General features: G+C 44.2%; 11 protein-coding genes. 7 read left to right on the top strand and 4 right to left on the bottom strand.

What is annotated here, in order from left to right; translation table 11 throughout:
- Window positions 1-189: 189 nt before the first annotated feature.
- On the top strand, window positions 190-642 hold the full coding sequence (gene yfbV, locus JKJ11_RS11975) for a terminus macrodomain insulation protein YfbV (protein ID WP_006070030.1): 453 nt from the start codon (window positions 190-192) through the stop codon (window positions 640-642).
- Window positions 643-714: 72 nt separating this feature from the next.
- Here yfbV and JKJ11_RS11970 read toward each other — a convergent pair whose 3' ends face one another.
- The gene (locus tag JKJ11_RS11970; protein WP_252038245.1) at window positions 715-1,821 is read right to left on the bottom strand and encodes a PQQ-dependent sugar dehydrogenase; all 1,107 of its coding nucleotides are present in this window, start codon (window positions 1,819-1,821) and stop codon (window positions 715-717) included.
- Between the two features lie 392 nt (window positions 1,822-2,213).
- Between JKJ11_RS11970 and JKJ11_RS11965 the strand changes: the two genes are divergently transcribed.
- From JKJ11_RS11965 to malZ, 4 genes are all read left to right on the top strand, one after another.
- On the top strand, window positions 2,214-3,179 hold the full coding sequence (locus JKJ11_RS11965; protein WP_006070032.1) for an ABC transporter substrate-binding protein: 966 nt from the start codon (window positions 2,214-2,216) through the stop codon (window positions 3,177-3,179).
- A gap of 71 nt (window positions 3,180-3,250) precedes the next feature.
- A complete protein-coding gene (locus JKJ11_RS11960) occupies window positions 3,251-4,192 on the top strand; it encodes an ABC transporter permease (RefSeq protein ID WP_006070033.1) in 942 nt (313 codons plus the stop codon).
- Window positions 4,189-4,983 (top strand): ABC transporter ATP-binding protein, encoded by a 795-nt coding sequence (locus JKJ11_RS11955; RefSeq protein WP_006070034.1) that lies wholly within the window; start codon window positions 4,189-4,191, stop codon window positions 4,981-4,983. Before JKJ11_RS11960 ends, JKJ11_RS11955 begins: the two co-directional genes overlap by 4 nt.
- Window positions 4,984-5,138: 155 nt before the next feature.
- On the top strand, window positions 5,139-6,971 hold the full coding sequence (gene malZ / locus JKJ11_RS11950) for a maltodextrin glucosidase (RefSeq protein ID WP_252038244.1): 1,833 nt from the start codon (window positions 5,139-5,141) through the stop codon (window positions 6,969-6,971).
- Window positions 6,972-6,981: 10 nt separating this feature from the next.
- Here the strand turns inward: malZ and dusC are convergent, their stop codons facing one another.
- The gene (gene dusC, locus JKJ11_RS11945) at window positions 6,982-7,944 is read right to left on the bottom strand and encodes a tRNA dihydrouridine(16) synthase DusC (protein WP_252038243.1); all 963 of its coding nucleotides are present in this window, start codon (window positions 7,942-7,944) and stop codon (window positions 6,982-6,984) included.
- Between the two features lie 123 nt (window positions 7,945-8,067).
- Between dusC and JKJ11_RS11940 the strand changes: the two genes are divergently transcribed.
- Window positions 8,068-8,670, top strand: a complete 603-nt coding sequence (locus tag JKJ11_RS11940) for a YecA family protein (RefSeq protein ID WP_252038242.1) — start codon at window positions 8,068-8,070, stop codon at window positions 8,668-8,670.
- A gap of 71 nt (window positions 8,671-8,741) precedes the next feature.
- Here JKJ11_RS11940 and dsbB read toward each other — a convergent pair whose 3' ends face one another.
- A complete protein-coding gene (gene dsbB, locus JKJ11_RS11935; protein WP_006070038.1) occupies window positions 8,742-9,284 on the bottom strand; it encodes a disulfide bond formation protein DsbB in 543 nt (180 codons plus the stop codon).
- Window positions 9,285-9,364: 80 nt separating this feature from the next.
- On the bottom strand, window positions 9,365-10,957 hold the full coding sequence (gene nhaB / locus JKJ11_RS11930; protein WP_038229448.1) for a Na(+)/H(+) antiporter NhaB: 1,593 nt from the start codon (window positions 10,955-10,957) through the stop codon (window positions 9,365-9,367).
- Between the two features lie 672 nt (window positions 10,958-11,629).
- Here nhaB and fadR point away from each other — a divergent pair.
- Window positions 11,630-12,469, top strand: coding sequence for a fatty acid metabolism transcriptional regulator FadR (gene fadR, locus JKJ11_RS11925; protein ID WP_252038241.1), 840 nt, complete (start codon window positions 11,630-11,632; stop codon window positions 12,467-12,469).
- Window positions 12,470-12,472: the final 3 nt, after the last annotated feature.

The raw sequence follows: 12,472 nt of genomic DNA, 5'->3' as shown, positions 1-12,472 counted from the left end.
ATTTGCGTCCTTGCGACGTTCATCTCTTGGTTGCCTTATTTGTAAATAAAGACAACAATGAGATTGAGGAAACGCAAAGAATAACGATAATGACAGAAGATAACAAAATAAATTTGAAAGAATATTAACTTCAGTCAATATTTTGCTGATTTAGTTGAAGAGTTCAACTTTTTTTTAGTGAGGTTGCCTATGAGCGAGCGAGTAAGTCTGACTCAGAGTATAAAAAATGGCCAAAAGTACATGGAGCTGTGGCCAATGAGAAAGGAACTCACACCATTGTTCCCAGAGCAGCGCATAATCAAAGCAACAAAGTTTGGTATCAAAGTCATGCCTGCGGTTGCCGCTATTAGTGTGTTAACGCAAATGGCGTTTAGCAATGCTCAAGCCATGCCACAATCTATTGTTATCGCGTTGTTTGCTATCAGCTTACCAGTTCAAGGTATGTGGTGGCTTGGAAACCGCTACAACACACAACTACCTCCAGCACTTGCGTCTTGGTATCGAGAGCTGCATCAAAAGATCATTGAGACGGGCTGTGCGATGGAGCCAGTTAAGGCCAAGCCCAAATATAAAGAACTCGCTGTCACTCTAAATAGAGCGTTTAGACAGCTCGATCGCAGCGATTTTGACCGTTGGTTCTAATTTAATTGGCTTCAAAACAAAACCCCGCATTAATGCGGGGTTTTGTTTTATAGAGGCTTGTCTTAGTAACCGCTATTCATAGGCACGACGGATCTTGTAGACGGTGCCACTGTCTGTCGTAAACCATACGTTACCCGCGGCATCAGAAGTGATATCGCGGATACGTTCGCCCAGCTCTTCATAATAACGGCGTTCTTCGAGTACTTGGCCTGCTTCATTGACATCGAGGACGTTCATATGAGTGAGCTTTAATGCGCCAATCAGAAGTATGCCGTTTAATCGAGGGAACTTCTCTCCTTGATAAAGGTGTAGTGAACCAGGTGCGATAGAGGGGATGTACACTTTCTTCGGCGACTCTATTCCATCTTTTTCTTGAGCTTCACCCGCATTAATCGGCCCCCAATATTCCTTTCCATGAGAAGTAATTGGCCAGCCATAGTTTGCCCTAGCTTTGATTAAGTTGAGCTCATCTCCACCTCGTGGTCCGTGTTCAATGGCCCAAAGCTGTTTTCTATTGCTGTCGTAGATTATGCCCTGTGGGTTTCGGTGACCATACGAGTAAATCTCGGGGGCAAAGCGCTTGTTATCAATAAATGGATTGTCTTTAGGCACGCTGCCATCTTGATTAAGCCGAATTATAGTGCCCGCGTGATTGTCGGTTTGCTGCGCATTATCTCGCTCCCCTGCGTCTCCGATGGTCATGTAGATATAGCCTTCATCATCAAAAGCAAGACGACTGCCAAAATGTCGCCCCGAGGTGACGACAACATTGCTGGAGAACAAGTCCTGCCATGATTCTATTGTTGACCCGTTTAAACGCGCTTTGGCAAGTGTCGGGGTGCCACCTTTACCATCTGGTTTGGCATAAGTGAAATAAAAAACATTTTTGTCTTTAGGACTAGCGATGATGTCCATTAAACCGCCTTGACCCGACGAATACACATTTGGCACACCGGAGACAGCAGATACCTTTCCGGTCTTCCCATCAAGGATAACAAGACTGCCTTGGCGTAAAGCTATCAAAAAACGTTTGTTATCAATTGGCTCTATTGACCACGGTACGCCATCAATGACGGCAACTTTATCAAGCTTGCTGCTTTCCAATTCCCTCGCAAACCCGAATGCAGAGAACACACAAATTAGAGATATGAATAAAGCTTTTTGAATATGTAGGTTCATGAAGGTCTTCCTTGGTAACTATCGGGAGCGAGCATATATGAAGCTGAACGCTATCTGTATGAATATAGACACCTTTCACAAAAAATCACTCACAATCCTTCACTTTTGTCAAAAATGCATTACGCTAAGATTTGACCAAATATTAGTCGCATGTATCGTATAGTGTACATCCTGATTAAAATGTATGTCATTAAATCAATCTTTCAGCACGTTTATCTGGTCGGATTGTTAATATTATCTTTCAATTTGGTAAGCTTACTGGTAGAAATAGCAGTAAGTCGAAAATTAAATAAATATTCGACATTTAATGTAAAACAATAATTACACCTAATTTCCTCTCGAGTGAGAGCTTTCTGCCTCACAAGGAAAAATTGCTGAATCAAGGAGTGAAGATGAAAGCAAGCAAGTTACTTGTCACAGCAGCACTAACTGGCGTGGCTCTATTATCGTCTACGAGCATTATGGCAAAGACGGCAAAAGTGGCAGTATCCCAAATCGTTGAACACCCAGCGCTTGATGCGACTCGCCAAGGCTTAGTGGATGGTTTAAAAGCGAAAGGGTATGAGCAAGGAAAGAATCTAGAATTTGACTATAAAACGGCGCAGGGCAATCCAGCTATTGCGGTACAGATTGCACGCCAATATGTAGGTGAGCGCCCTGACGTTCTTGTTGGTATAGCAACTCCAACGGCTCAGGCTCTGGTATCAGCAACGCGCGATATCCCGGTTGTTTTCACTGCCGTTACTGATCCAGTGGGAGCGAAGTTAGTGAAGCAGCTTGAGCAACCAGGTAAAAATGTAACGGGTCTGTCTGACCTTTCTCCTGTTGATCAACACGTTGAATTAATTCAAGAAATCATGCCAGATGTAAAAAGTATTGGTGTGGTTTATAACCCAGGTGAAGCTAACGCGGTTAGCCTTATGAAGCTGCTTAAAGAGAGCACTGATAAGCGCGGTATTGAATTGGTAGAAGCGACGGCACTTAAAAGTGCTGATGTACAAACTGCGACTCAAGCAATTGCTGCTAAATCAGACATCATCTACGCACTTATCGATAATACGGTTGCTAGTGCGATTGAAGGCATGATTGTTTCTGCAAATCAAGCGAAGAAACCGGTATTTGGTGCAGCAACGTCTTATGTTGAGCGTGGTGCGGTAGCAAGTCTTGGGTTCGACTACTACCAAATTGGTGTCCAAACCGCAGACTACGTAGCCGATATCCTAGATGGTAAAGATCCAGGCCAAATGGATGTCAAAGTTGCGAAAGGCTCTGACTTGGTTATCAATGCAACAGCAGCTAAAAAATTGGGTTTAGCGATTCCTAAATCAGTGATGGATCGCGCAACAAGCGTAAAGTAACGCACGAGTGATAGTGGCTGGGCTTTGTGATTTAAGGCCCAGCTTTTTTATTAAGCAGAAGAGGAGTTGTTATGTCTGCTTTCGCTTTTTTCGGCGCTCTAGAAATCGGTCTTATCTACGGACTGGTCGCGTTGGGTGTCTATCTCACCTTCCGAGTTCTTGATTTTCCAGATCTTAGTGTTGATGGCAGTTTCCCTATGGGAGCGGCCGTTGCAGCGACCGCTATTGTGGCTGGAATCGACCCTTGGATTGCAACGGGGATGGCTATCGTTGCTGGTGCAGCAACGGGTTGGGTGACAGCATTCTTAGCCGTTAGGTGTGGCATTCTTCATCTTCTAGCATCTATCTTGACTATGATCGCGGCGTTTTCGATCAATATTCGAATCATGGGACGCCCAAATATTGCACTACTTGGTGAAGATACTATTTTAACGCCATTTGAAATGATGGGTGATGCCATGTACATCAGGCCGTTAGTGGTGGGTGTACTCGTTCTGGTGTCGGCATGGTTTGTTGTCCGCCTTCTTAATAGTGATTTCGGTTTGGGGCTACGAGCGACTGGTGTCAATGCGCGCATGGTTAAGGCTCAAGGTGCAAGCACATCGTTTTATACCTATTTTTGTCTTGCTTTATCCAACGGTTTCGTAGGTTTCGCTGGTGCGCTGTTCGCTCAGACCAATAGCTTTGCGGATGTGACTTCTGGTGTGGGTACGATCGTGGTTGGCCTTGCTGCTGTTATTCTGGGTCAGACCTTGATTCCGGGTAAAAAGATTTGGGTAGCGGTGACCGCGGTGATTGTCGGTTCCGTCTTGTATCGTCTAGCTGTGGCGTTCGCATTAAGTTCTGGCATGTTTGGATTACAAGCATCGGACCTTAACTTGGTGACGGCGGTCTTGGTAGCCATCGCACTGATTGCTCCGAAACTAAAAGGAAACCTCAAAGCAAAAAAGGGCGTTAAGCCTGTAAAGAGTCAAGCAGTATCTAATTCAGGCAAAGCGGGGAAAGTAGCATGATTCGTTTAGAAGATATTCAAGTTACCTTCAATCCAGGTACTATCCTAGAAAACCAAGCATTGAAAGGCGTTAATCTAGAGGTTCCGGAACATCAGTTTCTAACGGTGATTGGTTCAAATGGAGCGGGTAAATCTACGTTACTTGGCGCTGTTACTGGTGAAACACCTATGATTGGCGGTCGAGTGCTCATTGACGAAATGGACGTGACCAGACAAACGGTAGATCAGCGAGCAAACCAATGTGCTCGTGTATTCCAGGACCCCTTAGCAGGAACGTGTGGTGACCTTTCTATTGAAGAAAACATGGCCCTGGCATATATGCGTGGTAAAAAACGGGGCTGGAGTTTGTCGCTATCGTCAAAGCGTCGCAAGCTATTCCAAGAGCGCATTAGCATTCTTGGTTTAGGCCTTGAAGACCGATTGAGTGACAATATTGGGTTACTTTCAGGTGGTCAGCGCCAAGCGGTAAGTTTGGTGATGGCAACGCTGTCAGATAGTAAGCTGTTACTGCTTGACGAGCATACAGCGGCACTTGACCCACGTATGGCAGCTTTTGTTATCGACTTAACTAAAAAGGTGATCAAGGAGTTTAACCTTACGGTAATGATGGTAACGCACTCGATGAAAGATGCGCTGGCCTGCGGTGATCGAACCGTAATGCTACACCAAGGAGAAATCGTCTTGGACGTTGAAGGGGAACAGCGTGCAAATATGCAAGTTCCAGATCTATTAGAAATGTTCTCAAAAGTTCGTGGTGAAGAGCTGGCGGATGACAGTTTGCTATTGAGTTAACATTCTATTCTTAAACATCATTAACCGAGCTGTTTCTAAGCCTCAGTGCTACGCCTACAGACTGTGATCCCTCTTCAATTTGAAGGGGGATTTTTTATTGCGGTTATTCAACTAAGATAACGTAATCTCGTTCCCTCTATTTAAGAAGAATAACAATGACACAGCCTTTTTTATTTCATCCACAGACTCATGATGGGGTGGTGCGCGTCGAAGATAAGCTAACCATTACTTTGTTTGCTGAAGCAAAAGATTATGAGTCGGTAAGCCTTCGTCATGAGCCTGACAATGAAGAGTACATAGTCCCTATGTCTAAAGTGGGCACGAAAGGACGACTTGATATTTGGCAGGCGACGCTTCCTCTTAGCGAAGATAAAGATGTTACTTACTACGTGTTTAAAGCTCTAACGCAAACGGAGCAGTACTGGTTAGATGCCCGCGGTGTTCAAAAACGTATGCCCGGGCGAGAGTACCATTTTAAGTACAATCGCCGTCATCAGCCCCCAAGTTGGGTAGCAGAGCAAGTTTTCTACCAAATCTTCCCTGAACGTTTTTGCAACGGTGACCCAGACTTAGCGGTGGAAACGGGTGAATATCAATACCCTGCTCGGAATAGACAGTCTGTGAAAAAACAGTGGGGAGAAAGTGTTGGTACTCATGGTGATACTGGTGCAGTAGAGTTCTTCGGTGGTGACCTTGCGGGCATCGAAAGTAAACTCGACTATCTTCAAGATTTAGGTATCACTACGCTTTATCTGAACCCAATATTCACGTCATACTCTAACCATAAATACGATACCGTTGATTACTACTCAATTGATCCAAAATTTGGCACTAATGAACAATTTGCCCAATTGACGGATAAGCTTCATCAACGAGGCTTGAAAGTAGTGCTAGATGCAGTACTCAATCACACATCCACCTCACATTCATGGTTCGATATCCTTAGTCACGGCAATGGAGCTTATACATCGCAAGATAGCCCATATCGTGATTACTACTTTTTTGAAGCTGATTCAGATAGGTACGTCGGCTGGAAAGGGATTGACACGTTACCAGTATTGAATTTCCACAACCAAGAAGTATGCAACCAGATCTATCTGGATGAAAGCTCAGTCATCAAGTACTGGCTAAAGCCCCCATATAATATCGATGGCTGGCGTTTTGATGTGATTCATATGTTAGGTGAAGGAGAGGGAGCAACCAATAATGCGCATTATGTGAAAGCATTCCGTGATTCGATGAAGTCGGTGAACCCAGATTCTTATATGCTCGGAGAGCATTTCTTTGAGGCGACTCAGTGGCTACAGGGTGATCAAGAAGATGGGGCGATGAACTATTATGGATTCGCGCATCCAGTTAGAGCTTTGCTAGCAAGCAAGGACATTCAATTTGAAGCAATTAACATTGACTGCCATGACTTTCTTGAGTGGCTTCAGGAAGCAAGTGCAAAGATTCCATGGAATAACCAGCTGTCACAGCTCAACCAATTAGATAGCCATGATACTGAACGCTTTATTACAACACTTGGTGGAGACAAAGCGAAGTTTGCTATCGCGAACCAGCTATTGATGTCTTTTGTGGGGGCGCCTTGTTTGTATTACGGTGCCGAGATTGCTCTAGAAGGCTCTCACGACCCAGACAACCGTCGTTGCTTCCCTTGGGAACAGATTGAGCACAGTGAATGGCTACCGTACTTCAAAAAGATGATTGCCATTCGTCGGCGCTCGAAGGCACTGCAAAAAGGTAGCTTTATGCCTTTGTATGTTGATGACGCTTGTTTGGTATTCGCTCGCCAACTCGATAGCGAAGTGGTGCTAAGTGGATTCAATCTAGGAAAACAATCTAACCAAGTAGAATTGCCCGTATGGAAGCTGGGGATTGAACAGGGAGCGTTTCGTTGTCCAATTACCGAGAAGATGATCTCTGCTAACAAAGGAATGCTCACCGTCTCGATAGAAGGCGAACATTCACTGCTTCTAACCCTTTAGCCTGAGTAAACTACTGTGGCAATGTCTCAAGTACATTGTCACGGTAGTTCTGTATATGCTCAACGATAGGTGCAGCCTTATTGAAAGTGCGTATTTCTCGGAACAACTCGTTCGCTTGAGGATATTGCTGACGAAGATATGAGAACCATTGTTTTACTCGGTTAGGGTAGTACAGTCCTTTGTCGCCTTTGATTTCATAAGTCGAATAGACCAGCAACAAATCAACCACGTCTTGCCATGGCATCACGGTGTGGTTATGTTTCACTACATTGCCGAGGTTAGGGACATTAAACGCGCCACGGCAGACCATGAGTGAATCAACACCGGTAGTTTCTATACAGCGTTGACCATCTTCAAAGTTCCAGATTTCACCGTTGGCAATTAAGGGAACTGATGTTTTCTTGCGGATCTCATTGATATATTCCCACTTGATCTCGCTTGCCTTATAGCCACCAGTTTTGGTTCTAGCATGAACGGTTAACTCGTTGGCTCCAGCTTGCTCTATCGCATCGACAATCTCAAAGCAATCATCCGGGTTTTCCCAACCTAGGCGGATTTTCGCTGTCACCGGAATATTGCGGTCAACAGCTTCACGACACGCTTTAACGACGTTATGAATAAGCTCGGGATGTTGCAATAGGGCAGCGCCCCCTTTGCTTTTGTTAACCAGTTTTGCGGGGCAACCAAAATTAAGGTCGATACCTTTAGCGCCAAGGCTCGCCGCTCTTACCGCATTTTCTGCCATCCAGCGAGGGTCTTGACCCAGTAATTGAATATGAACGGGTGTACCGGATTTGGTCATTGAACCTTGCGCTAACTCAGGGCACAGTCGTTGGAATACGTGATCGGGTAGGGTTTGGTCAACGACACGAACAAACTCAGTCACACAGAGATCGTAATCGTTGATCTCTGTAAGAATCTCTCGCATTAGATGATCTAAAACGCCCTCCATTGGGCCCAAAACAACACGCATACCAGTTCTCACTATACTCAGGGAGCGGGGATTCTACCTGTTATATGGTAAAGAATCGACCATTGAGTTCAGCGACGTAGCCAAATATACTTGCTGCAAATTTTTAAGATAAAAGATCAACGTATGAAATTCATCGAGCTACCTGCTGATTGGACAGGTGAGTCTAGGGCATTTATTGAAGGCGCAATCTTGGCGGCAAACTTTGCGGTCGAACCATTAAAGCCGGAAAGCTGGTTAGCTAATGTGGTCGGCGACTATTCGGCTGAGCAAGAAGCATGGATTGTAGATCATCTAAATGCTCAATACGCCCAATTGAAGACCGCTCAATACCATCTTACGGATTTTATTGGCAGTAATACTGAGCAGTTAGCAGACGTAGCCGAAGGGTTTATGACTGTGTGGCCTACTGTTGAACAGCAATGGATTAACAAGCAGTTTGCAGATGGCACGCAGCGCATGCTTCAAGCGCTGTTAACTACGTTTATGCTGGCTATTGATGAAGAGCAGACGCATAACGAAATGCGTCAAGCAGGGTATGAACAGCTACCACAACTAACGGAATTTCTACCACAGTTAGATGCGATGATACACGAAGTAGGTATGGCGGCTGATGAAATGATGATTGGACATCAATCTCAAACCGTTAACCCGTTTAAAGACGTGGGCCGTAATGACACTTGTCCTTGTGGTAGTGGCAAAAAGTTCAAGAAGTGCTGTGGTCAGTAATCGCTTACAACCATAAGAAACAAAGCCTCCAATTTGGAGGCTTTGTTTTATCAATTAGTTACCGAAAAGCGTTACTGAAAACCACGTGCTCTGGAGCCAGACAGTTTCGCGCTTTGGGAGATAATGATGATGGCCAGTGCAACTAAGTTACCTGCAAAGATAATCACCAGCCATTGTGGCATTGATAGTGTCAGGAACTGCCATACGACTTTAGAACAGTCACCGTAGGCTTCAAATAACCAAGGAGCCCATTGATTTAAAGGTGCCCAATCTGGGAAGGTGACGAACAAATCACAGGTCTTGAATGGTGATGGATTGAACTGATAGTCCACGTGTTCAAGCGCCAATGTTAATCCTTTGATTGCCGAAGCACCCCAAGCACCAAATCCAATCCAACGCATTACCGTATTTTTCGGATTGATCATACCTATTAGCGCAGCACCGGTAATACCAAACATGGCAACCCGTTCATAAATACACATCACGCATGGGCCAAGCTGCATAACATGTTGGAAGAATAAGGCACAAAGCTCGAAGAAAATGGTGCAGATAAAAAGCAGGCCCCAAGACAAACGAGTTTTGGAAAATGCTTTGATGTTGGAAAGAACCGTCACTGATACGTCCTTGTTGAAATAAAAAAGCTCTGAATACTCAGAGCTTTTTAACGCGGATTAGTTTCACAATCAACTAAAAATTAGTGCCCAGATGAGACACTCGCCTCAATTACCTTGCCTGTGGCTTCGGTAATCCAGCCTAGATCGTAGAATATCGCGGTCATTGGCTCTAAGAGATAAACAATACCAAATAAGCCGACCAAAGCGAGAACGATAGTGTATGGCAGGGCCATGACTACCATCTTGCCATAAGACAAACGAATAAGTGGTGCCAAAGCAGACGTAAGCAGGAATAAGAAGGCTGCTTGTCCGTTCGGTGTTGCTACTGAAGGTAGGTTAGTACCTGTGTTGATAGCGACGGCCAATAAGTCAAACTGCGCTCGGTCAATGACACCCTCGACCAATGCTGTTTTCACTTCGTTAATATATACCGTACCAACGAAGACGTTATCAGATACCATCGACAACAGACCGTTCGCAACATAGAACAGCGCCAACTGAGTACCTTTGTCTTCGATATGCAGCACAGCATCAATGATTGGCTTGAATAGCCCTTGGTCAATAATTACAGCAACAATTGAGAAGAACACTGCAAGTAGTGCCGTGAATGGTAGTGCCTCTTCAAACGCTTTACCCATTGAGTGCTCTTCAATAACACCGGTAAAAGACGTGGCAAGAATAATCACAGACAGGCCAATAAGACCGACAGCGGCCAAGTGCATTGCAAGAGCAACAATCAACCAAACTGCGATAGCGCCTTGAATCCAAAGTTTAGCAACATCTTGTTTAGTACGTGTTTTACGTTCTTCGCGGTCGAAATCAACAAGGATTTGACGAACGTTGTCTGGTAGCTTGGCTCCATAGCCAAATACCTTGAATTTCTCAACAAGTGCACAAGTAATAAGGCCACAAACGAATACTGGCGCAGTAACTGGCAGCATTCGCATGATGAACTCACCGAACAGCCAACCTGCTTGATCGGCAATAATCAGGTTCTGTGGCTCACCAACCATGGTCATTACGCCACCCAGTGCGGTACCAACACCAGCGTGCATAAGTAGCGAGCGTAGGAACGCGCGGTAATCTTCTAAGTCATCACGAGTTAGTTCAGATAAGTGTTCATCTTGAGTATGGTCATGAGAAGAACTGCTAGGTTGACCAGACGCGACTTTGTGATAAATCGAGTAGAAACCTACAGCTACGCTGATAACAACAGCGATAACGGTCAGAGCATCTAGGAACGCAGACAGAAAAGCGGCTGCGAAACAGAATGCGAGAGACAACATTGTTTTAGAGCGGATACCGAGAAGTATTTTGGTAAAGATGAACAGCAAAAGCTGCTTCATAAAGTAAATACCGGCAACCATAAACACTAGAAGCAATAGAACTTCAATGTTGTTGACGATTTCATGCTTCACCATACCCGGGCTGGTCATCCCAATTGCAACGGCTTCGATTGCAAGTAGGCCACCAGGCTGTAATGGGTAGCATTTTAGCGCCATAGCAAGCGTGAAAATGAACTCAATGACCAACAGCCAACCAGCGGTAAACGGGTCAATGAAGAAGAAAACGATAGGGTTGATAATTAGGAAAGCGATGATCGCTACTTTATACCAATCGGGAGCCTTACCAAGAAAGTTCTTGATAAAAGCATTTCCTAAAGACATCGGCATAGTAATACTCTTATGTTGTTATTAATCGACAAATGCAAGGGTACGAGAGTATTTGAGAGGGCTTCCAAAATATCTAACTTAAAAAACTTAGTAAACGAACAATGCTTACATGGAGTGGAGACCATTGTTCACTTGCCAAGTCCCTCAGTTGCTAAGCACTCCTTGCTTCGCCCGAAACTCTACTCTTCGGTAAGATATAGTCAACAAAAATTACAAATTCAGATTGGTAAATTTCTACTTTTTGTTAAAAACGCGATCTATGTGTAATAAGCAAAACATAGACCTATACAATAGTTGCGTTTTTAGCCTCTAGGTGGCTGACCACCTAAAACATGACTCATGGATAATATTCGAAACATAGCCTTCAAAAAAGTATGTTTTTTAGCGTGATTTGCGCCTAATACTCGATAAAAACGTATTGATTAGTTTTGGCTATGATAGGTTGAATAACCATAATCTATAAGGGGTTTGAGGTTAATAGAACATTAATAAATATGTAATACTTATGCCTCGTACCTATAAATGGTTATGCTGAGAAAATTGTTAAAATGGAGCATTTGCTCTATTTTGGTATTGTTACAGATATAAGTAGTGTAGGTTTACCAAATTCTCGAAGTAGTGGTATGATGAGTTCTATACACGAATAAATAAAATGATTGGATACACCCCATAATGGTAATTAAGGCGAAGAGCCCAGCAGGGTTCGCTGAAAAGTATATTATTGAGAGCATCTGGAATGGCCGTTTTCCTCCTGGCTCCATTCTTCCAGCTGAACGAGAGCTATCTGAACTAATTGGGGTAACAAGAACCACGCTTCGAGAAGTACTACAGCGCCTAGCAAGAGATGGTTGGTTGACGATCCAACATGGCAAGCCAACAAAAGTGAATCAATTTATGGAGACGTCTGGTCTTCATATCCTAGATACGCTGATGACTCTTGATGCGGATAACGCGACTTCTATCGTAGAAGATTTGTTAGCAGCGAGAACGAACATCAGTCCAATCTTCATGCGCTATGCGTTTAAAGCTAATAAAGATAATTCTGAGCGTACGATTGAAGGTGTGATTGATTCTTGTGAGAGTCTGTTGAAAGCGGAGTCGTGGGACGAGTTTGTTGCTTCTTCCCCATACGCTGACAAGATCAAACAGAACGTAAAAGATGAAGGTGAGAAAGATGAAGCTAAGCGCCAAGCCATGCTGGTAGCTCGCACTTTCAACTTCTATGATTACATGCTTTTCCAGCGCCTAGCATTCCACTCTGGGAACCAAATCTATGGTTTGATCTTTAACGGTCTTAAGAAGCTTTATGATCGTGTAGGTAGCTACTACTTCTCGAATCCAGAAGCACGTGCCTTGGCTCTTAACTTCTATAAAGAGCTTCTAGATGTTTGCCAAACGGGTAATAGAGACAAATTACCGTTGGTTATTCGTCACTATGGTATTGAGAGTAGTCAGATCTGGAATCAGATGAAGACCACTCTTCCGACGGATTTTACCGAAGACGACAGTTAAAAA

Source organism: Vibrio sp. SCSIO 43133, from assembly GCF_023716845.1.
In the GTDB taxonomy this organism is placed as follows: Bacteria; Pseudomonadota; Gammaproteobacteria; order Enterobacterales; family Vibrionaceae; genus Vibrio; species Vibrio mediterranei.
Note: the sequence above shows the minus strand (reverse complement) of the source record. Positions and strands in the feature narration are given on the sequence as shown.